The sequence below is a fragment of the Vibrio azureus genome (assembly GCF_002849855.1).
Taxonomy (GTDB): domain Bacteria; phylum Pseudomonadota; class Gammaproteobacteria; order Enterobacterales; family Vibrionaceae; genus Vibrio; species Vibrio azureus.
Genome location: NZ_CP018616.1, coordinates 2934541 through 2957346, shown reverse-complemented (window position 1 = coordinate 2957346; position 22806 = coordinate 2934541). Strand labels below are relative to the sequence as shown.

14 protein-coding genes, 2 tRNA genes, 3 rRNA genes and 1 riboswitch are annotated in these 22806 nt (G+C 44.7%); of the genes, 14 read left to right on the top strand and 5 right to left on the bottom strand.

Features of this window, described 5'->3' with window-relative positions; genetic code table 11:
* Positions 1–175 precede the first annotated feature (175 nt).
* Both BS333_RS13455 and ubiA read left to right on the top strand, forming a co-directional pair.
* Complete coding sequence (locus BS333_RS13455) at positions 176–715, top strand: chorismate lyase (RefSeq protein WP_033004368.1); 540 nt, start codon at positions 176–178, stop codon at positions 713–715.
* A complete protein-coding gene (gene ubiA / locus BS333_RS13450; protein WP_021711351.1) occupies positions 716–1570 on the top strand; it encodes a 4-hydroxybenzoate octaprenyltransferase in 855 nt (284 codons plus the stop codon).
* A gap of 76 nt (positions 1571–1646) precedes the next feature.
* On the opposite strand, the gene plsB is transcribed toward ubiA, so the two are convergent.
* Complete coding sequence (gene plsB, locus BS333_RS13445) at positions 1647–4091, bottom strand: glycerol-3-phosphate 1-O-acyltransferase PlsB (RefSeq protein WP_021711350.1); 2445 nt, start codon at positions 4089–4091, stop codon at positions 1647–1649.
* 370 nt (positions 4092–4461) lie between these two features.
* Here plsB and lexA point away from each other — a divergent pair, with 370 nt between their 5' ends.
* From lexA to dinF, 3 genes are all read left to right on the top strand, one after another.
* The gene (lexA, locus tag BS333_RS13440; protein WP_021711349.1) at positions 4462–5085 is read left to right on the top strand and encodes a transcriptional repressor LexA; all 624 of its coding nucleotides are present in this window, start codon (positions 4462–4464) and stop codon (positions 5083–5085) included.
* Between the two features lie 149 nt (positions 5086–5234).
* Complete coding sequence (locus BS333_RS13435) at positions 5235–6023, top strand: class I SAM-dependent methyltransferase (protein WP_021711348.1); 789 nt, start codon at positions 5235–5237, stop codon at positions 6021–6023.
* Positions 6024–6133: 110 nt separating this feature from the next.
* Positions 6134–7495 carry an MATE family efflux transporter DinF gene (gene dinF, locus BS333_RS13430; protein WP_021711347.1) on the top strand — a complete coding sequence of 454 codons (1362 nt, stop codon included), beginning with the start codon at positions 6134–6136 and terminating at the stop codon, positions 7493–7495.
* A gap of 63 nt (positions 7496–7558) precedes the next feature.
* Here the strand turns inward: dinF and sthA are convergent, their stop codons facing one another.
* Entirely contained in the window at positions 7559–8959 is a 1401-nt protein-coding gene (sthA, locus tag BS333_RS13425; protein WP_021711346.1) for a Si-specific NAD(P)(+) transhydrogenase, read from the bottom strand.
* A 289-nt stretch (positions 8960–9248) separates the two neighbouring features.
* Here sthA and fabR point away from each other — a divergent pair, with 289 nt between their 5' ends.
* Together fabR and BS333_RS13415 are read left to right on the top strand one after the other, a co-directional pair.
* Positions 9249–9890, top strand: coding sequence for an HTH-type transcriptional repressor FabR (gene fabR, locus BS333_RS13420; protein ID WP_021711345.1), 642 nt, complete (start codon positions 9249–9251; stop codon positions 9888–9890).
* A complete protein-coding gene (locus BS333_RS13415; RefSeq protein ID WP_021711344.1) occupies positions 9890–10255 on the top strand; it encodes a YijD family membrane protein in 366 nt (121 codons plus the stop codon). Before fabR ends, BS333_RS13415 begins: the two co-directional genes overlap by 1 nt.
* An 89-nt stretch (positions 10256–10344) precedes the next feature.
* Here BS333_RS13415 and trmA read toward each other — a convergent pair whose 3' ends face one another.
* Complete coding sequence (trmA, locus tag BS333_RS13410) at positions 10345–11454, bottom strand: tRNA (uridine(54)-C5)-methyltransferase TrmA (protein ID WP_021711343.1); 1110 nt, start codon at positions 11452–11454, stop codon at positions 10345–10347.
* A gap of 185 nt (positions 11455–11639) precedes the next feature.
* Positions 11640–11840: riboswitch (cobalamin riboswitch) on the top strand.
* 53 nt (positions 11841–11893) lie between these two features.
* Here trmA and BS333_RS13405 point away from each other — a divergent pair.
* Both BS333_RS13405 and murI read left to right on the top strand, forming a co-directional pair.
* Positions 11894–13741, top strand: a complete 1848-nt coding sequence (locus BS333_RS13405) for a TonB-dependent receptor domain-containing protein (protein ID WP_033004366.1) — start codon at positions 11894–11896, stop codon at positions 13739–13741.
* Between the two features lie 127 nt (positions 13742–13868).
* On the top strand, positions 13869–14675 hold the full coding sequence (murI, locus tag BS333_RS13400; RefSeq protein WP_021711340.1) for a glutamate racemase: 807 nt from the start codon (positions 13869–13871) through the stop codon (positions 14673–14675).
* Here the strand turns inward: murI and BS333_RS13395 are convergent.
* Positions 14638–15093 (bottom strand): RNA recognition motif domain-containing protein, encoded by a 456-nt coding sequence (locus BS333_RS13395; RefSeq protein ID WP_021711339.1) that lies wholly within the window; start codon positions 15091–15093, stop codon positions 14638–14640. The genes murI and BS333_RS13395 overlap by 38 nt on opposite strands.
* Positions 15094–15697: 604 nt before the next feature.
* On the opposite strand from BS333_RS13395, the gene BS333_RS13390 reads away from it, so the two are divergent.
* From BS333_RS13390 to BS333_RS13370, 5 genes are all read left to right on the top strand, one after another.
* A 16S ribosomal RNA gene (locus tag BS333_RS13390) occupies positions 15698–17250 on the top strand.
* A 90-nt stretch (positions 17251–17340) separates the two neighbouring features.
* Positions 17341–17416: transfer RNA gene (locus BS333_RS13385), tRNA-Glu, on the top strand.
* 336 nt (positions 17417–17752) lie between these two features.
* Positions 17753–20642 (top strand): 23S ribosomal RNA (locus BS333_RS13380).
* A gap of 114 nt (positions 20643–20756) precedes the next feature.
* Positions 20757–20873, top strand: a 5S ribosomal RNA gene (rrf, locus tag BS333_RS13375).
* Together the 16S, 23S and 5S rRNA genes with 2 tRNA genes alongside form the textbook arrangement of a ribosomal RNA operon.
* 67 nt (positions 20874–20940) lie before the next feature.
* A tRNA-Asp gene (locus tag BS333_RS13370) sits at positions 20941–21017 on the top strand.
* 381 nt (positions 21018–21398) lie between these two features.
* Here BS333_RS13370 and pssA read toward each other — a convergent pair.
* A complete protein-coding gene (gene pssA / locus BS333_RS13365) occupies positions 21399–22739 on the bottom strand; it encodes a CDP-diacylglycerol--serine O-phosphatidyltransferase (RefSeq protein ID WP_021711884.1) in 1341 nt (446 codons plus the stop codon).
* Between the last annotated feature and the right edge of the window lie 67 nt (positions 22740–22806).

Here is a 22806-nt window from a genome sequence, read left to right as displayed (position 1 = left end):
CTTTTCTTTCTCTGGATCGTGATATTCGAATCGCTTCAGTCTTGATACAATGGGCGGCTAAAACCCATAACGATACTTGTTATATCCAAGCTTCTTGAAGTTACTTGGTTATGTATTAATAGAATAATAAGTAATGGCTTTATTGTATGCATAAAGCTCTTAATTGAATACTAGTATGAATCAGCGAATATCACCTTATCTTGCTTCCTTAGTGGAAGTAGAGTGGCAAAACCCTAACAGCTTTGAATACCCAAGTGAACGTACTCGTCATTGGCTTGAAGAGCAAGGCTCGCTGTCGCGCCGTCTAAGCCAAGCTTGTCAGAACTTTACGGTCTCACAGGTGCATAATCACATTGTTAAAGCTGAGTCGCTATCGAGTGAGGAAAGCCAACTTTTGTCTGAACAAGATTGTTTATTGCGTGAAGTTATTTTGCGTGGGGATGAAAGAGACTGGATCATTGGGCGGACACTGATTCCAAACTCAACGTTAATCGATCAGCAGTACGATTTAACCCAGCAAGGGGAAATACCACTAGGAATCACGGTGTTCAGTGCTGCTAATGTTGAACGTGATGCGTTGCAAGTGGGTTGGGCTTATCTTGGTACACAACGCTTTTTAGCCCGTCGTTCAAGGCTTTGGATGAATCATAAACCTATGTTGGTGGCAGAGCTCTTTTTGCCGTCTTCACCTATTTATACTAAGGATTCTGAGTAAATGTCGTTACAAAAAGCCAAAGCGTATTGGCAATTGATGCGTATGAACCGTCCAATTGGTTCATTGCTGTTATTGTGGCCAACAATGTGGTCGCTCGTCATTGCGGCTCAAGGTCTACCAAGCTGGCATGTCTTGGGAGTGTTTGTATTAGGTGTATTTTTGATGCGCAGCGCTGGGTGCGTGATCAATGATTTTGCCGATCGTCATGTGGATGGCCATGTTAAACGTACCAAACTACGGCCATTGCCAGCTGGCTTGGTGACAAGCAAAGAAGCGATTGGCTTATTTCTTGTGCTCACTTTGCTGTCATTCCTATTAGTGTTAACCATGAATACATTAACGATTCAGTTGTCGTTTGTTGCGATTATTTTGGCCTTTATTTATCCATTCATGAAACGCTATACCCATTTTCCTCAGTTGTTTCTAGGATTGGCTTTTAGTTGGGCTATCCCTATGGCTTGGGCAGCTCAAACGGGAAGCTTACCTTGGAATGTTTGGTTTTTATTCGCCATTAATGCACTGTGGACGATTGCTTACGACACACAATATGCAATGGTAGATCGTGATGACGATATTCATATTGGTATAAAGTCGACGGCTATTTTTTTCGGTCGGCATGATAAATTGGCCATCGGAATATTACAATTGATGACGCTGGCCATGCTGGTGTTAGTCGGCGTGTATTACCAGCTTGGACAAAGCTACTATTGGGCGATTTTAACCGTCGCTGCTTTGTTTGCTTATCAACAACACTTGATTCGTCATCGTGAGCGTGAGCAATGCTTTAGCGCTTTCCTCAATAATAACTATGTTGGCATGGTGGTCGCGATCGGGTTATTGGTCGCTTTTTGGTGACACACCAAACTTAATATACTTAATCTAAAAAGGCATCCGAAATCGGATGCCTTTGTTGTTACGCGCGATGATAAAGTTAGTCTTGATCGCTGTGCTGTCCCTGCAGCTGGTGGATACTTTCCTCAATGGTAAGTTTTACCTCTGGATACAGCAGTACGGATAACAGCTTAGCTAACTGCTGGGTTTTCTCTGCGTTGCAGTTACCATCTGTATCTAAATATTCTTCTTCCTTTAAGGTGCTAAACATCGCACTGAAAACGCCTTTATCAAAAAACTCTGGAGCATTGATGCCATGCAAACGTCCTAGGCGCTGTGCAATATCTTGGCTTTTTTGCTCAAGATCGGATTTGCCCAGTTCGTGGTTCGCAACCAGTAGATTCATCGCAATCGAGTAACGTTGAAGGGTCTCACTGATAGTGCGGCCAAGCAGCACTAAAGGCTGACAGTTGGACTGGTTGATCTCTAGCTTATCCCCTTCCATGTAGATCATTTGTTGTCTGGCTAACTCATGCAGGGTTTTCAAGACCAAGTCATTCAATTCGTCGACTTGATGACTAAGAAAGAGCTCTTTTTTTAGGAACGGATAAATCTGTGCGACGCTGCTTTGAACTTTTTCTATGGTTAGGTTTTTACGACGAATAATGATTTGAGCAATTAATGAGGGCAGAGCAAATAAGTGGATGATGTTATTGCGGTAATAGGTCATTAGAATCGATTGGCTACGATCAAGAGAGATGATGTCACCCATGCTGTCTGTTTCAAGGACAAACTTATCTAATGAGATCGCGTGATCCACCAGTTGCTCGGCGGTTTCGTTAGGTACAGTAAAAGTACTTGAATAAGGGATATGCTTTAACACATCAAGGTAGCATTCAATTTGATGAATCAGAGAGTCACGAGAAAGCGCACGTTGTCGAGAAGCCAGTAAAGCAGTGGCACACAGAGTTAATGCGTTAGTGGCTGCAGCATCGTTGATGTGGGTCATCATTTTATTGGCTAGGTCGTTAACAACGGGTGTCATCCATTGTGGTTTATTGCCGCCCATTTGGTCGATGTCTTTCGCCCATTCTGGCGCGTGTTCATTCAAATATTGGTTAAGTTGAATGGGTTCACCGAAGTTTACGTAACCAAAACCAAAGTTACGTAGCTTGCGAAGAGTTCGCAGGACCAAGCTAGCATTTTCTTTTTCCTTGCGTGAGCCTCGTAGCTCTTTTGCGTAAGTTCCTACTTCCATGACGTGTTCGTAGCCAATATAAACGGGCACTAATGTCACCGGACGGTTAAGACCACGCAACATGGCTTGGATCGTCATCGCTAACATGCCGGTTTTGGCTTGCAGTAAGCGCCCGGTACGAGAGCGCCCACCTTCGCTGAAGTATTCGACGGAATAACCTTTGGCAAAGAGCTCTGCCAGGTATTCACGGAAGATGGTGGAATACAGTTTGTTGCCTTTGAAGCTACGACGAATAAAGAAAGCACCACCACGACGGAAGATTGGACCTGCAGGGAAGAAGTTAAGGTTAATGCCTGCTGCAATATGCGGAGGTACCATGCCTTCATTGTAAAGCACGTATGATAACAGCAGATAGTCCATGTGACTGCGGTGACAAGGAACATAAACAATTTCGTGGCCATCTTGAGCCAAACGACGCACGCTTGAAGCGTTATTGATGTGTATGCCTTGATAGAGCTTATTCCATAGCCAGCTCATGATACGGTCGCCATTTTTAACCAAGCCGTATGAGAAGTCTGCTGCGATTTCATCCATGATGTCATGGGCCATTTTATGGGCTTTTTCTAGCGAGATATCCTTGCTTCTTGCCTCGTTCTCAATCGCTTGTTCAATTGCGGGGGATTGCATTAAACGGGCGAATAAAACCTGACGTTGTGGAAGGTTTGGCCCTGATGCTGCGAGCTTTTGGCGTGAAAAATGAATGCGTGCGACTCGAGCCAGCTTATGAGCAATCGCACTATCTGTACCATGAGCATCCGCCATATGACGTAATGAAACCACTGGACTGAAACGAACCAAGCAGTCTCGGCCTGCAGTCATAACGGCCATGGCTTTTTGTGCGCCATTCATACTCTGTAAGTAAGGCTTAACTTGCTCCTCTTTACCTGGCTTTCGCCCCCACAGTACCGACGTTGGAATCACTTGAATATCTAGAGTTTGGTCCTGTTTGTGCAGTTCAAGAAGCTCAGTGAAAAGCGCGATCGAAGCACTAGGGATATTATGGTTACTGCTTACCACCTTTGGGTTTGAAGTAATAAACACGTAGCGATTGAGCGTTTTTCCTCCGACTTCTAATGGGCTCAGAGGATCAGGCAATCCCAAATTCTTTGCTTGCTTCTGTAGGGTGAGCAAGTCGACGTTTGAGCGAAATGGTAAGGCGTAAACGATAGGTTTTGCCAAGTCAATGTGAAGATCATCAATTGGATTTGATGGAATAGTGGTGCCTTTTACCATTACCGATAGAGGTAATTTGAGTAACGAGCGTGAAAATGATTGTCCACAAGACATAGAGTTTACAGCCTCAATAGATATGCAAAAGTACTTATCCTTATTTCTCGCTTAATGACTTTGTCTTTCATCGGTAGAAAGAAGCCTTTCGATTAGCAAGTAATAAGCTTAAGCAACAAATTTTAAGTGTGGCAAGAATAACAGAAACTGGTCAAACCTTTTAATTTTATTGGCGCTAAAATAATCAAACTAGAGAGAGAATGGCTAATTAATAGGGGTTCATACTGTATCTGTGCATTTTATTGACAGTTAGATTTGTGGACAAACTCTGAAAGAGGGGGCAAATAAACTAAAAAACAACCAATTGGGTTTTCATTTATTCATTTACTGGATATACTCACAGTTGACTGTATAAAAAGACAGGTGACCTATGAAGCCGTTAACGCTGCGCCAGCAACAAGTCTTCGATTTGATTAAATCCAAAATCGATGAAACTGGAATGCCACCTACTCGTGCAGAAATTGCGCGTGAGTTGGGTTTCCGTTCTGCGAATGCCGCAGAAGAACATCTAAAAGCGCTTGCTCGCAAACAAGCGATTGAAATTATCCCGGGCGCTTCCCGTGGAATCCGTATTTTGTTAGACGTTGAATCGGCTAATGAAAGTCAGGGACTGCCTTTAATTGGGCGAGTTGCTGCGGGTGAACCTATTTTAGCTCAAGAACATGTAGAATCTCATTATCAGGTGGATCCTTCGATGTTCAAACCAAAGGCTGACTTTCTTTTGCGTGTCAATGGAGAAAGTATGAAAGACATTGGTATTTTAGATGGCGATTTACTGGCCGTACATAAAACACAAGATGTCACTGATGGCCAAGTAGTGGTTGCGAGAGTGGATGACGATGTAACCGTCAAGCGAATTGAAAGAAAAGGTGCAACTATTCTTTTACATGCCGAAAATGAAGAGTTTGCGCCAATTCAAGTTGATCTGACTTCGCAGCATTTAACGATTGAAGGGCTTGCCGTAGGCATTATTCGTAATACAGACTGGATGTAGACCTTGAAGTTGTCGTTCATAAAGTCCAGTTTTCAAACTGGGCTTTACGATAGAGATAAAGCCGCGTTGTAAACCTTCCACACAAATGATATTGATAGTTATTATCATTTGTGGCATGGTGAGTTTTTCTCTTCAGAGAAGGGCGTGCTATGTCGTTACACCAAGTTCCCAGCCATTTGCTTAAACCTTTACTGCTACGAAGCCGTGAAAGCTTGGTGGATAATGGATTAGTTTACGATCCAATTGCAGCTAAAGCGTGTTTCCATTGTGAAATGGCAGCAGATTGTCTTCATGGTGATGTCGAGCAAAAGCAGCTTTTACATGCGACATTAACCAAACTCTGTGATCAACGAGTTAATCAATTCCTACAGCAGAACCCCTATGGATTGATCATCAATGTTGGTGCTGGCTTAGATACACGTTTTTATCGTTTAGACAATGGTTGTTGCCATTGGATTGAGTTAGATATTTCCGAACACTTACTGTGGCGTCAGCGCTTGTTCCACCGCAACGAGCGATATGAACATTATTGTGGTAGCACACATGATATGAGTTGGTTGGAGCGTTTGCCTCACTCTATCAATGTGCCTGTCTTGATTTTATGTGAAACTGCCTTACTTGATTGTACACAACCACAAGTGATTGAGTTTATCCAAGTGTTAAGCCGACACTTTACTTCCGCGGAATTATGTATGGTGTTAGCCGGGGATTTAACTGAAAGTAAATTAGGACAGAAGCTTGGCTCAGATCGCTATGCCCATGGGTTAGAGAGACCAACGAAGCAGCTATTGACGTGGTTCCCTTGGGTGCAATGGATACACGTTCTTTCTCCTATTGACTCATGCTGTCTTCGTTGGAAAATGTGGCAACGATGGCTAAAAAAAATCCCATTGCTCAAATACCGCTTAACCCCAGTGTTGGTTCACATTAAGTGGTAATTGACGACCTTATAACCTAAGTGACTTCAAGGTGCTTGATTGAGTGCATCTTGAGGTTACTTGGGTATAAAGCCTCAGGTACACTAATTACCTTAATTAGAGAGGTGCCTGTGACAAATTCATTTTTTTCTCCTTTATCCAACCCTAAAGTTCATCGTCAAGTATTAGCCCTTGCGATTCCTATGGTGCTCTCCAATGTAACTGTTCCACTACTGGGATTAGTTGATGCTGCTGTTATTGGCCACCTTGAACATGCCTGGTATTTGGGTGGGGTGGCGCTTGGTAGCACCATGATAAGTGTGACGTTTTGGTTGCTTGGTTTTTTACGTATGTCGACCACTGGATTAGCGGCTCAGGCTTTTGGCAAGGATGATCGTCAACAACTGGCTTTGGTTTTTGTCCAAGGGGGAGCAATGGCGCTGTTGTTTGCGGTGCTGTTTCTGCTTGCCCATCATCCCATTGCAGAACTGATTTTTAGCTGGAGTCAGGCTAGTGCTGAAGTTAAATATTATGGCATGGAATACTTTTCGATAAGAGTCTGGAGTGCTCCTGCTGCCCTAATTAATTTTGTTATCTTGGGCTGGTTGCTCGGAACACAGAATTCAACAGCGCCAATGTGGATGGTTATTCTGACTAATCTAATCAATATTGTCCTTGATGTGTTATTTGTGATTGGACTGGAGTGGGGAGTTAAAGGGGCAGCTTTAGCCTCGGTCATTGCCGACTATTCTGGGTTAATCTTTGGGTTATTGTGTGTGTGTAAAATATGGCGACATAGACAACTCCCTTCACCATGGCAGCGGCTGCGTCATGCTCAACATCAAATTGGCCGCTTCATCAAACTCAACCGAGATATTTTCTTACGTTCACTGTGTTTGCAAGCCACATTTAGTTTTATGACTTTCCAAGGAGCCAGTTTTGGCGATGATATTGTGGCTGCCAATGCGGTGCTAATGGGCTTTTTAATGGTCATTTCTTATGGTATGGATGGTTTTGCTTATGCGATAGAGGCCATGGTTGGCAAAGCGATTGGGGCTAAGGATAGTCAGCAATTGCGTGATTCTTTGGTCGGGACTTTTTTCTGGAGTGTGATCATCTGTGCTGGTTTAACGATAATTTTCGCTCTAGCTGGATCGCACTTGATCGCCATGATCACGTCGATTGATGCGGTTCAACGACAGGCATCGTTCTACCTTCCTTGGCTGGTGGCCATGCCATTGGTGGCAATGTGGTGTTTTCTGCTTGATGGTATTTTTGTTGGTGCTACCAAGGGTAAAGAGATGCGTAATAGTATGTTTTTAGCGACGTGTTGTTTCTTTGTTATTTTTTACCTGTTTTCTTCTTGGCAAAATCATGCTCTATGGTTTGCCATGACGGGTTTTATGTTGATGCGTGGCATAGGGTTAGGTGGGATCTTTTGTTATCAGTGGCGCAAGGGGCAGTTTTTGCCAAGCCATCAAACCTCTAAGTAGCTAGAAAGCCATGAAATAAAAACAGCAGATGAGTACCTGCTGTTTTTAATCGTAGAGCGAATTTTAGAATAAGCGATTCAAACCATTCAAAGCGGCGACACGGTAAGCTTCAGCCATGGTTGGATAGTTAAATGTTGTTTTAACAAAATATTCAATCGTGTTGGCTTCGCCTTTTTGTTCCATGATGGCTTGGCCAATGTGGATGATTTCTGATGCACGTTCACCGAAGCAGTGAATGCCAAGAATTTCCTTGGTGTCTCGATGGAAGAGGATTTTTAAACTGCCGACATTTTTTCCGGCAATTTGAGCTCGGGCGAGGTGCTTAAAAGAGGAGCGGCCGACTTCATAAGGGATCTTTGCTGCAGTCAACTCTTGTTCTGTTTTACCGACGGAGCTTATTTCAGGAATGGTATAGATTCCAGTTGGTATATCTTCAATTAAGTGCCCATCAGCTTGTCCTTTGGTAATTGCTTGAACGACAAAGCGACCTTGATCATAGGCAGCACTTGCGAGGCTTGGATAACCGATGACATCCCCAACCGCATAGATATGTTCAACATCTGTCTGATAGTTGCTATCGACTTTCAACTGACCGCGTGAGTCGGGCTCTAACCCGACAGCCGGTAAATTAAGTTTATCGGTGTTGCCTGTTCTGCCATTAGCATAAAGTAGACAGTCGGCTTTCATTTTCTTGCCGGATTGTAAATGAATAATGACGCCATCTTCTGTCCCTTCGATCTTATCGTAGGTTTCGTCATTACGAATGACTAAGCCGTTGTTCCAGAAGTGATAGGATAAGGCATCTGAAATTTCGTTATCCAGGAAAGACAGCAAGCGATCTCGAGTGTTAATCAGATCTGTTTTTACCCCGAGACCACGGAAAATAGAAGCATACTCACAACCAATGACACCAGCACCATAAATAATAATATGGCGAGGATCGTGTTCTAAACTGAGGATGGAATCGCTATCGTAGATTCGCTCGTGTAAAAAGTCGACATCATCTGGCTGATAAGGACGAGACCCTGTTGCGATGACAAATTTATCGGCGGTGAAGATCTCTTCTGTGCCATCACTTTGCATGACGGCAATCGAATATTTATCAATAAATCGAGCGGTACCGAAAAGTAGGGTACACATGTTTCGGTCATAAAAGCCCTGACGAAGTCGTGTTTGCTTATCGATGACTGACTTGGCATGGCTTAAGATATCAGAGAAGGTTGCGTGTAAGCTGGTATTGTTGTGGCAAAAAAGCGGGTTATTATTAAACTCAATGATGCGATTGACGGCGTGACGAAGTGCTTTAGAAGGGATGGTTCCCCAATGGGTACAGCCGCCACCGACACTGCTTTCTTTTTCAACAATGGCAACATTCAGTCCCGCTTTGGCTAATCCCATCGCTGCCCCTTCTCCGCCAGGGCCACTACCGATTACGATGACGTCATAGTGATGAGTCTGAGCCATAATAATTTTCCTTGTTATATTTATTCAACATTGCAATATCAAGATGTTAACTCATTTCTCAAGTAGAGGACACGGTTAGCGATGAGAGAGTGGAAGTGATCACGCAGAATTGAGCAAAAGGCGATAAAGATATGTTGAGCATCAATTATTTGCATCGATATGATTGCAATTAATTGCCCCTCGATAATAATGTGACAGGTGTATATTGGTGATAATGTGACTTTCTTCTTTAAGATGATATGCGTTATATTGAAACCTGTATACTCAATAGTAAACGAGCAAACTTAGAATGAAATCAATGGGAATTCGCGCGCAGCAAAAAGAAAAAACACGTCGCTCACTGATTGATGCAGCCTTTAATCAGCTCAGTGCGGATCGCAGCTTTTCTAATCTTAGCCTGCGTGAAGTTGCTCGTGAAGCTGGCATTGCACCAACGTCTTTTTACCGTCACTTCAAAGATATGGATGAGTTAGGTCTCACCATGGTTGATGAAGGTGGTTTACTACTGCGTCAGTTGATGCGCCAAGCGCGCCAACGTATCGTAAAGGAAGGCAGTGTCATTAGAACCTCTGTGGAAACCTTTATGGAGTTCATCGAAAGTAGCCCTAACGTTTTTCGTTTATTGTTACGAGAACGCTCAGGCACTTCTGCTGAATTTCGTACTGCCGTTGCTCGAGAAATCCAGCATTTTGCGGCAGAATTAACGGAGTACTTAATGAGCACAGGAATGACCAAAGAAGAGGCTTTTACTCAAGCCGAGGCCTCGGTTACTCTTGTCTTTAGCTCGGGTGCAGAAGCGTTGGATTTAGATCGACGTGAGCGTGATGAGCTTGCAGAACGATTGATCATGCAACTGCGAGTGATCGCTAAAGGGGCTTATTGGTACCGGAAAGAACGTCAACGTAACCGATTAAAAGGCGGAATAGAATAATGTCGAATGGAAACAACTCTGAAAAGAAAACGCTGATTTTGGCGCTGGTTGCCGGTGTGTGTGGGGATGCTTTACTGTCATGGTTTACCATGAGTGAAATTTCTTTCTCAATTTTCCCACTTATTGCTTTTGTGCTTGCGGTTCAAGCACTGTATCAAGAATACCTTAATAACCCTGTCTCGGAAGAACTGCCAATGGTTGCCCTTGCTTGCTTCTTCGTGGGTGTTTTTGGTCACTCAGCCTTTGTTAAAGCTCAATATCCAGAAACAGGCTCGAACTTCTTCTCAATTTTAGTTGCGATGGTTCTTTTACTCTGGATTGGCAAGAAGCTAGGGATCATGGAGAAGAAAGCGTCTGTCGAATAAAAGCACAGTCTTTGCTGACATCAAATACAAAGCGAGCTACTTGAGCTCGCTTTTTTTTGACTTAATAGTCGAGTATTTTGAGGTTATGCTCAGCCCTTACGCTCAAGGAGCACACCGGCTTCCATATGGTGTGTGTAAGGGAATTGATCGAATAAGGCGAAACGAACCACGTGGTGTGTTTCACTTAAGATGTCTAAATTTTCTTTTAACGTCTCAGGATTACAAGAGATGTACATAATTCGTTCGTAATTTTGGACCATCTTGCAAGTATCGATATCCATTCCGGAGCGAGGCGGATCAACGAAAATAGTATTGCAGTTGTAACTGTTAAGATCGACGCCTGCATCTTGTAAGCGGCGGAATTCGCGTTTTCCTTCAATGGCTTGGGTAAACTCTTCGGCAGATAAACGAAGGATCTGTACATTATTGATCTTGTTGGCCGCAATATTGTATTGCGCTGAGATAACCGATGGCTTGGCAAGCTCAGTGGCCAAGACGCGTTCAAAGTTTTGAGCCAATGCTAAAGAGAAGTTACCATTGCCACAGTAAAGCTCCAGTAAGTCACCACTGCTTTGTCGGGTACAATCTACCGCCCACTCCAGCATTTTTTCTGCTACTTTGCCATTTGGCTGAGTAAAGCTATTTTCAACCTGCTGATAAGTGTAGCTTTGGCCGTGAACATCGAGCTTTTCTATCACGTAATCACGATCCAAAACGATTTTCATTTTACGCGCTCGGCCGATGATATTGAGGTGATAACCTTGTTCACTGAGACGTTGCTTGAGCGCTTTCGCTTCATGGATCCATTTATCATCAAGTTGACGATGGTAAAGTAACGAGACCAATATTTCGCCGCTGAGTGTAGAAAGAAAATCGACTTGAAACAGTTTACGTCGCAGCGACTCATTGTCTTTCATGCTATCAATCAGTATTGGCATCAGCTCATTGATCAAAGCACTGGCCGCAGGAAATTGGTCAACACGATACTTTTCACGAGTTTCTTGGTTGAACATAATGTAGTACAAGTCTTCACCGTCATGCCAGACTCGAAACTCAGCACGCATTCGGTAGTGCTGCTCTGGTGATTCAAATACTTCCAAGTTTGGCATGTTGTATTGAGCAAACATACCAGTGAGGCGTTCGACCTTCTCTGCCAGTTGTTCTTGGTAGCGTTGTGGATTGATATCAAGAGTCGCCATGATTTTACCTTTTATGGTGCATGTTCAGTTTAAGAGCGCAGATTTTATTCAATCTCAACAGTATGTCCAGTTTTGTACACTGATTGAGATAAAGATAGTGTGTTCTGTGTCGTTTAATCATGAAATAACCCCCAATGTAGGTTGCTATACCGCACTCTTGTCTAGACAAAAAATCTAGAGCTGAATATTATTCGTCCTCAGTTGGTGCCAACTAGCAATCTAGATGGCTGAAATGGGAATCTGGTGCAAATCCAGAACTGACGCGCAGCGGTAATAGAGAACGAACGTTCAAGCAGACACTGCATGATTTATGTGGGAAGTCGAGCAAGTAGGCGGTTAAATCCGTGCTCTTAAGTCCGAATACCAGCCAACAGCCGAGGTATTCAGGTGTTTTTCATAACATCGGCTCGGTATGAATTACGCGATTTGGGAAAAACTAATGCAAAAAAAATGGATAGTGAGTGCCTGTACCTCACTGCTTTTACCTACCTCTTATTCACAAGCTCAAACCAATATTGTTGACGATACAATGATCGTGACCGCAAACCGTTTTGACCAAGTTGATGGGGCTGTTTTAGCACAGACGGTCACGGTGAGCCAAGAAGATATCACGCGCATGCAAGCCAACAGTTTGTTGGATGTTTTTCGGACTCTCCCCAGTGTTGAAGTTGCTCAAAATGGTGGGCGTGGTCAAAAAGCGTCGATTTTTGTCCGTGGTGGTAGTTCATCGCAAGTTTTGATTCTGGTTGATGGTATCCGCATGCCAAGCAGTTTGATGGGAAGTGTCGATTTCAGTCAATTCCCCCTTAATGTAGTAGAGAGGGTTGATTATATTCGTGGAGCGCGTGCTTCTATTTATGGGTCTGAGGCTATTTCTGGTGTGATCAATATTATTACTCGTGCAGAACTAGAAACGAATAAGAACACTCTTTCTGTTGGGTATGGTGCAAACAACCACAAAACAGGTTCGTTTATCATTTCTCAACCGACGGGGGAAGGGCAGCATCTTAAAGGTGTATTGGGTTATGAGAAAGTCGATGGCTTTAATGCTCACCCTATTCATGGTTTGAATGATGGCGATGAGCACGGCTTTGAATCTTTTAACCTGAAGTTAGGTTACCAGCAACGTCTGCGTGACAATATGATTGGGTATATCGGCCTTACCGCCTATGACAATGAGTTTGAATACGATAATAGCTATACTGAACGACACAAGAAAGTCGGTAAAGTTGAGTATGTCGGTGCGGAGCTTTCGTTGGAGCAACATATCAACGCGTATTCATCCGAATTGAAACTCGCTTACGGCCAACAAGATAACTACGATCATACCGCAGGAACACAATCCTCGACCGGTGACCATGTGACCATTGAACAACTTAATGGCATTTGGCTTAACTCATACCGTGTCAATGAATCTTTAAGTATTGGCGGAGGGCTGGACTCACGATTAGAAAAGTTGGCTAAAGGGTACCTTGCCCCAACGGAGTGGGGACCGGAAAAGAATTACGCGCCAGATAAGAACCCGAGAGTGAATATCGGGGTAAGTGCCATTGCACAATACCGTTTAGATGAATTGACGTTAGAAGCCAGTGTGCGGAATGACGATAACAATCAGTTTGGAAATAACACCACTTGGCAAGCTGCGATGGGTTGGCAAATTTCTGAAGATTACGAACTGACCTTCAGTCGCGGCAGTGCTTTTAGAGCTCCTAGCTTTCTTGATTTATATTATCCAGGCAGTGAAATGCCGACTTTAAAACCTGAAACCTCTCGTAATACGGAGCTTTCGTTCAGTGCTCGCCAAGCTTTGGTTGATTGGGCAGTAACGGCTTACCGTAATCAGATTATAAATATGCTGATATATGGAGGAGCGACAATGCAAAATGTCGGTCAAGCACAAGTAAAAGGGATCGAGTTAGAACTCAACTTTGATACGGACATTATCTCTCACCAAATATCATTAGACTTTAAAGATCCGATCGATAAGTCACATGGAAAAAATGAACCTCTAGCTTATCGCTCCAAACGTGGAGCAAAATGGGGGGCTTACGCGACCTTTGACCAATGGACTCTTGGTTCACAATATTTATATCAAGGCGAGCGTTTTTCTGGCTCCACTCGTTTAGCGGGTTACAGCTTGTGGAACTTTACTGCGTCTTATGCGCTGACCTCACGTTGGAATGCTAACCTAAAATTAAGTAATGCCTTTGATAAGGATTATGAGATGTATGATGGTTATGCCACGCCAGGTCGAGAAGTCTATATATCAACCGATTATCGATTTTGAGTCAGTATAGACCTATAAAATAAGCACAATTACAAAGCAGGGTCATATTGGCGACATTGAGGCAAAATATTGCCAAAATAAAACTAACCAGTATGATCACTGCGTTTTTATCTATTGAGTAAGGCATGTGCAAATAGCAAGACCCCCCAAAGTACTCATCTTCGACTCTGGCGTCGGTGGGTTGTCAGTATTTAGTGAAATACATCAGCTTTTACCGCATCTGGACTACTTGTATCTATTTGATAATGAAGCTTACCCATACGGTGAGTTAGATCAAGATGTTGTGATTTCACGTGTAAACCACCTAGTGACGAACTTGGTCGAAAGTCATCACATCGATATTGTGGTGATTGCATGCAATACCGCAAGCACCATTGTCTTACCATCTTTAAGGGAAAAATTAACGATTCCTGTTGTGGGAGTAGTGCCTGCCATCAAGCCCGCTTCGTTATTGGCCAATAAAGGGATAGGTTTGATTGCTACGCCAGCGACCGTCACTCGCCAGTATACTCATGAACTCATTCGTGACTTTTCTCAAGGTAAGCCTGTTGAATTATTAGGCTCCACACGTTTGGTTGATATAGCAGAAGAGAAGCTACGTGGTAAAGATGTTGTTCTGAGTGAGCTTGAAGAGATCCTAGCACCTCTGCAGGATAAAATAGATGTTGCAGTGTTGGGATGTACACACTTCCCATTATTGAAAGAAGAAATTACACGTGCAATGGGAGGGAAAATCATGCTGATTGATTCGGGGCTAGCGATAGCAAAACGCATCAAGACATTACTGATAGAAGAAACTTCCCACCTCAACACCGCAGAGGGCAGTAAACAAATTTACTCCAGTGCACCTCCTTGGCAAGAAGATGCACTGAATCATTGCTTAGCCGATTTAGGTTTTAGCCCAGTTCAACTCTACCAGAGTCAGGATGCTTAGGGTCATTGGCGATACGAACCTTTAGCTTTCTTTCCATATACTCATGTTCATTGAGTTTAGTTATGGCATCCGAAGCATGATTGGCTGCCATAACGACAAAACCAAACCCACGTCTTTTACCAGTACGTTTGTCTTTCATCAGTCTGACGGTATATACCTGGCCATATTCGGCAAATAGATTACGCACATCTACTTCATTTGCTCTGTATGGAAGGTTACCGACATATAAAGTTTTGGTTGAAGGATCAGAATCCGAAGATTGAACAGTAGGTGTCTTGCTTGAAATGGTAAAGATGAAAAGGGTAGCGACAACACCAAATACGAAGCTGACAATGGGTGATACTGGAAAGTAAGAAAAAACTACTCCACCAAGAACCACTAAGACAGCACACAAGATTAAATTTTTTTTAGATGTCATTTTAGTTACTACATAAATAGAGAATAAGGGTTTGTCTGACTATTAACAAAATAGACATATAAATATTACGTCTATGACTGATGTTTTTCCAACCCATTGCTGTGATATGTCTCAAATGTGATGAAGAAATATGCATTAACTGTTTTTTTGTGTAATTTTTAGTCGCTTGGTTATTTTTTTCTAGAAAAAGAGTTGCACCCGAATAGAAAGTACCTATAATGCGCATCCATCGACACGGAGTGAGGCGAAAGTCACACAACGAGTCGAAAAAGAGAGAAAAGGATTTAAAAAAGACTTGACTCTCTAAATGGGAAGCGTAAGATACGCACCCCTAACGACGAAACGCTGAAGCGATGAGTCAGTTAGAAAAGCTCTTTAACAATATAGACCTATCAATCTGTGTGGGCACTCGTTGATGATAATCCAATTAGAAGCTTTAGCTTCAAATTAGGTTTCAGTGAACTGAGTGACCAAACGAGTCGAAAGACTTGGCACAGTCAATTCATTATCATTCTGTTGGAATGGTAATAGCTTTAAAATTACTTCTTACTTTTGAGTAAGGATGAGTTTTGAAGTCAGTATTCATTGAGCCGAAAAAAACTTTAAATTGAAGAGTTTGATCATGGCTCAGATTGAACGCTGGCGGCAGGCCTAACACATGCAAGTCGAGCGGAAACGAGTTATCTGAACCTTCGGGGAACGATAACGGCGTCGAGCGGCGGACGGGTGAGTAATGCCTAGGAAATTGCCCTGATGTGGGGGATAACCATTGGAAACGATGGCTAATACCGCATAACGCCTACGGGCCAAAGAGGGGGACCTTCGGGCCTCTCGCGTCAGGATATGCCTAGGTGGGATTAGCTAGTTGGTGAGGTAAGGGCTCACCAAGGCGACGATCCCTAGCTGGTCTGAGAGGATGATCAGCCACACTGGAACTGAGACACGGTCCAGACTCCTACGGGAGGCAGCAGTGGGGAATATTGCACAATGGGCGCAAGCCTGATGCAGCCATGCCGCGTGTGTGAAGAAGGCCTTCGGGTTGTAAAGCACTTTCAGTCGTGAGGAAGGTAGTGTAGTTAATAGCTGCATTATTTGACGTTAGCGACAGAAGAAGCACCGGCTAACTCCGTGCCAGCAGCCGCGGTAATACGGAGGGTGCGAGCGTTAATCGGAATTACTGGGCGTAAAGCGCATGCAGGTGGTTTGTTAAGTCAGATGTGAAAGCCCGGGGCTCAACCTCGGAATAGCATTTGAAACTGGCAGACTAGAGTACTGTAGAGGGGGGTAGAATTTCAGGTGTAGCGGTGAAATGCGTAGAGATCTGAAGGAATACCGGTGGCGAAGGCGGCCCCCTGGACAGATACTGACACTCAGATGCGAAAGCGTGGGGAGCAAACAGGATTAGATACCCTGGTAGTCCACGCCGTAAACGATGTCTACTTGGAGGTTGTGGCCTTGAGCCGTGGCTTTCGGAGCTAACGCGTTAAGTAGACCGCCTGGGGAGTACGGTCGCAAGATTAAAACTCAAATGAATTGACGGGGGCCCGCACAAGCGGTGGAGCATGTGGTTTAATTCGATGCAACGCGAAGAACCTTACCTACTCTTGACATCCAGAGAACTTTTCAGAGATGAATTGGTGCCTTCGGGAACTCTGAGACAGGTGCTGCATGGCTGTCGTCAGCTCGTGTTGTGAAATGTTGGGTTAAGTCCCGCAACGAGCGCAACCCTTATCCTTGTTTGCCAGCGAGTAATGTCGGGAACTCCAGGGAGACTGCCGGTGATAAACCGGAGGAAGGTGGGGACGACGTCAAGTCATCATGGCCCTTACGAGTAGGGCTACACACGTGCTACAATGGCGCATACAGAGGGCAGCCAACTTGCGAAAGTGAGCGAATCCCAAAAAGTGCGTCGTAGTCCGGATTGGAGTCTGCAACTCGACTCCATGAAGTCGGAATCGCTAGTAATCGTGGATCAGAATGCCACGGTGAATACGTTCCCGGGCCTTGTACACACCGCCCGTCACACCATGGGAGTGGGCTGCAAAAGAAGTAGGTAGTTTAACCTTCGGGAGGACGCTTACCACTTTGTGGTTCATGACTGGGGTGAAGTCGTAACAAGGTAGCGCTAGGGGAACCTGGCGCTGGATCACCTCCTTATACGATGATTATTAAGACAAGTGTCCACACAGATTGATACGGTTTATAAAGTAAAAGAGAAAGAACATCCCCCAAGATGTTCAACTTAGTGTCCCGTTCGTCTAGAGGCCTAGGACACCGCCCTTTCACGGCGGTAACAGGGGTTCGACTCCCCTACGGGATACCATCTTTAAGCGCATTTTTTTGAAAAATACGAGTGCTTTTAAAAATGGTTACTTTATCTTAAGTAATTCGCTCTTTAACAATTTGGAAAGCTGACAGATAACAATTTGATTGATTGTTATCTAATAAAAGTTCTCAAATCCTATGTCTTTTAAAGATGTAGGTACCAATACACATTCAAGTGTTCTTGGGTTTTACTTCGTTCTTAACGAATGAAGCAAAACATATTTGAGTCCGGCAAAATCGAACGCTATCTCGCTCATTCAAATAATGAGATAGCAAATTTTGGTTGTTTAAACAACAAGCTCAAGATTTCTTCTGAAACTCTTTGGGGTTGTATGGTTAAGTGACTAAGCGTACACGGTGGATGCCTTGGCAGTCAGAGGCGATGAAAGACGTAGTAACTTGCGATAAGCCCAGATTAGGTAGTAACAACCATTTGAGTCTGGGATTTCTGAATGGGGAAACCCACGTGCATAAGCACGTATCGTTATGTGAATACATAGCATAACGAGGCGAACCGGGGGAACTGAAACATCTAAGTACCCCGAGGAAAAGAAATCAACCGAGATTCCGAAAGTAGCGGCGAGCGAAATTGGACTAGCCCTTAAGCTTTTTATGCGTTAGACGAACGGTCTGGAAAGTCCGGCGATACAGGGTGATAGCCCCGTAGTTGACAACGCACATTCAGTGAAATCGAGTAGGGCGGGACACGTGATATCCTGTCTGAATATGGGGGGACCATCCTCCAAGGCTAAATACTACTGACTGACCGATAGTGAACCAGTACCGTGAGGGAAAGGCGAAAAGAACCCCTGTGAGGGGAGTGAAATAGAACCTGAAACCGTGTACGTACAAGCAGTAGGAGCCCACTTTGTTGGGTGACTGCGTACCTTTTGTATAATGGGTCAGCGACTTATATTCAGTGGCAAGGTTAACCATCTAGGGGAGCCGTAGGGAAACCGAGTCTTAACTGGGCGCTCAGTCTCTGGATATAGACCCGAAACCAGGTGATCTAGCCATGGGCAGGTTGAAGGTTGAGTAACATCAACTGGAGGACCGAACCGACTAATGTTGAAAAATTAGCGGATGACTTGTGGCTAGGGGTGAAAGGCCAATCAAACCTGGAGATAGCTGGTTCTCCCCGAAAGCTATTTAGGTAGCGCCTCGGACGAATACTACTGGGGGTAGAGCACTGTTAAGGCTAGGGGGTCATCCCGACTTACCAACCCTTTGCAAACTCCGAATACCAGTAAGTACTATCCGGGAGACACACGGCGGGTGCTAACGTCCGTCGTGGAGAGGGAAACAACCCAGACCGCCAGCTAAGGTCCCAAATTACTACTAAGTGGGAAACGATGTGGGAAGGCTCAGACAGCCAGGATGTTGGCTTAGAAGCAGCCATCATTTAAAGAAAGCGTAATAGCTCACTGGTCGAGTCGGCCTGCGCGGAAGATGTAACGGGGCTAAGTAGTAAACCGAAGCTGCGGCAATGCACTTTGTGCATTGGGTAGGGGAGCGTTCTGTAAGCCGTTGAAGGTGTGTTGTAAAGCATGCTGGAGGTATCAGAAGTGCGAATGCTGACATGAGTAACGATAAAGGGGGTGAAAAACCCCCTCGCCGGAAGACCAAGGGTTCCTGTCCAACGTTAATCGGGGCAGGGTAAGTCGACCCCTAAGGCGAGGCCGAAAGGCGTAGTCGATGGGAAACGGGTTAATATTCCCGTACTTCTTACAATTGCGATGGGGGGACGGAGAAGGCTAGGTGGGCCTGGCGACGGTTGTCCAGGTTCAAGTGCGTAGGCTGAAGAGTTAGGTAAATCCGGCTCTTCTTAAGGCTGAGACACGACGTCGAGCTACTACGGTAGTGAAGTCATTGATGCCATGCTTCCAGGAAAAGCCTCTAAGCTTCAGATTGTAAGGAATCGTACCCCAAACCGACACAGGTGGTCGGGTAGAGAATACCAAGGCGCTTGAGAGAACTCGGGTGAAGGAACTAGGCAAAATGGTACCGTAACTTCGGGAGAAGGTACGCTCTCGACGGTGAAGTCCCTCGCGGATGGAGCTATTGAGAGTCGCAGATACCAGGTGGCTGCAACTGTTTATTAAAAACACAGCACTGTGCAAAATCGTAAGATGACGTATACGGTGTGACGCCTGCCCGGTGCCGGAAGGTTAATTGATGGGGTTAGACTTCGGTCGAAGCTCTTGATCGAAGCCCCGGTAAACGGCGGCCGTAACTATAACGGTCCTAAGGTAGCGAAATTCCTTGTCGGGTAAGTTCCGACCTGCACGAATGGCGTAATGATGGCCACGCTGTCTCCACCCGAGACTCAGTGAAATTGAAATCGCTGTGAAGATGCAGTGTACCCGCGGCTAGACGGAAAGACCCCGTGAACCTTTACTACAGCTTGGCACTGAACATTGACCCTACATGTGTAGGATAGGTGGGAGGCTTTGAAACCAGCACGCCAGTGTTGGTGGAGCCGTCCTTGAAATACCACCCTTGTAGTGTTGATGTTCTAACGTCGACCCCTTATCGGGGTTGCGGACAGTGCCTGGTGGGTAGTTTGACTGGGGCGGTCTCCTCCCAAAGCGTAACGGAGGAGCACGAAGGTGGGCTAATCACGGTTGGACATCGTGAGGTTAGTGCAATGGCATAAGCCCGCTTGACTGCGAGAATGACAATTCGAGCAGGTGCGAAAGCAGGTCATAGTGATCCGGTGGTTCTGTATGGAAGGGCCATCGCTCAACGGATAAAAGGTACTCCGGGGATAACAGGCTGATACCGCCCAAGAGTTCATATCGACGGCGGTGTTTGGCACCTCGATGTCGGCTCATCACATCCTGGGGCTGAAGTCGGTCCCAAGGGTATGGCTGTTCGCCATTTAAAGTGGTACGCGAGCTGGGTTTAGAACGTCGTGAGACAGTTCGGTCCCTATCTGCCGTGGGCGTTGGAGAATTGAAAGGGGCTGCTCCTAGTACGAGAGGACCGGAGTGGACGAACCTCTGGTGTTCGGGTTGTGTCGCCAGACGCATTGCCCGGTAGCTAAGTTCGGGATCGATAACCGCTGAAAGCATCTAAGCGGGAAGCGAGCCTTGAGATGAGTTCTCCCTGATACATTAAGTATCCTAAAGGGTTGTCGGAGACTACGACGTTGATAGGTCAGGTGTGTAAGCGTTGTGAGGCGTTGAGCTAACTGATACTAATTGCCCGTGAGGCTTAACCATACAACACCCAAAGGGTTTTGATGGACTCAAAGCAAGAACGAATTGAATGTGTAAGAACTGAAACAGCTTTCCAGATTATTTAAATCCTGATAACAGGGTTTAAAACAGAATTTGCTTGGCGACCATAGCGATTTGGACCCACCTGACTTCCATCCCGAACTCAGAAGTGAAACGAATTAGCGCCGATGGTAGTGTGGGGCTTCCCCATGTGAGAGTAGGACATCGCCAGGCTTTAATTTATTTTCACTTTTTATAAAAAAGTGAAGACAAAAACTTAGACTTTAAGTCTAACCAGTGCGGAGCGGTAGTTCAGTTGGTTAGAATACCGGCCTGTCACGCCGGGGGTCGCGGGTTCGAGTCCCGTCCGCTCCGCCACTTATCCCAGACCTCAGCAGAAATGCTGAGGTCTTTTCGTATTTGCGATATTATTTTGGTCTACGACCAACGAGTCCAATTGAGTGCAAGCCCAGCTACTCAGCCATTTATTTAGAAACCCAGCCTTTGTCGTTTAAAGCAAAGAGATTTTCCTTTTCAGGGTATGAGTCTAGTTTGATCACAACTTCTGAACTATTGGCGTCCCCGCAGTTCTACAATTGACTCAAATAAAGTCCTAGTAGACGATACTAGGGCTTCTTTGTATACGGAAGAGAGTTGGCTTGTTTATGATCTAGCCAAGCATTAGATTGACGGAGAAACATTCAAAAAACCCAGCATAAAGCTGGGTCAGTGGTGATAGGGTTACTTGGATATAGCCAGTTACAGGATACGCTTAAGTACACCATCTGCTTTGATTCGAGTTATCTTGCGAACCAGCTTCTGAACCACAGGTGGGTAATCTTCTAACTTTTCCAATTGTTTATAAGTACAGATCAGTTGAGTATGCTCCAGAATATTAGAGACTTCATGCTCAAACTTTTCTTTCATTAACCCTTTCTCATCTTGAACAAGAAGACCATTCTCAAGATCTAATGCCCAAGCACGAGGGTTTAGGTTATTGCCAGTAAGTAACATATAGCGCTTATCGACCCAGATACCTTTAAGGTGGAAGCTGTTATTCGCGTGTTTCCATAGGTGGATAGACAGCTTACGAGCCGCGATACTTGCTTCATTTGCTTTGGCAAAACGTCGTAAGTTTAGCTCGTAAAGGTAAGGAAGGCCGCCAATGGTTTTAAACTCTTCTTCTGGTGAAATGTAAAAATCATTGGCTGTTTTATCACCGACAACAACGGTCACTTTGACACCGCGTTTTATTGCCCGCTTTACCTCACGATGGAGTGATTTTGGCAGGTTAAAATATGGAGTGCAGATAAAAATCTCTTCTTTTGCCGACGCTAAAAGTTGGACGATTTTTTGATTCAGAAGATTACGACGTTTTCCTAAACCGACTAAAGGCGTGACTTTTACGTCTTGTGGCGCCGCTTCTTCAGCGATGAATTGATATTTAGCACGGGCTAGGGAAGAACGCAGTTGACGAATATCTGCTTTGATCTCTTTTGTTTCAGGCTTATCTTCACGGGCTAGGTCGTTTACTGCAGGGTGAGCAATCATTTCATCTTGAATAAACTTAACCATAGAGTCAGCCAAGGCTTTGTGACTAATCACATGGTAACGGTCAAAGCGGTAGCGCTCGTTGTATTGCAGGTAGACATTATTCAAGCTTGCCCCGCTATAGATGACGGTATCATCGACAATAAAGCCTTTTAAGTGCAGCACACCAAAGACTTCTTTTCCTCTTACAGGGATACCATAAACGGGAACTGAGTGTTTAAAGGTATTGGCAAACTTTTTATATAATGCAGCGTTACCTTCTGATGATTCTGCCCCGATTAATCCTCGTTGGGCTCGGTGCCAATCAACACATACATTGATATCCAAACCGGGATTTCTTTGTTTTGCTTCGTAGAGGGCAGTGAAAATCTCGCGGCCTGCGGCATCGTCTTCTAGATAGAGAGCGACTAGGTAAATTCGTGACGTTGCTTTGCTGATGGCATCAAGCAGGCGAATTCTGAAAGACTCTGCAGAAAGAAGTACCTCAAAATTATCTGGCTTTACCGCGAGACTTGGCAACGGTTCGAATGGATTCCTACTTACTATCATATCAGTGTGGGTACCTTGATTAAATGCAATATTGCGAACCTTATATTCTAACAAAGAACTGAATTGA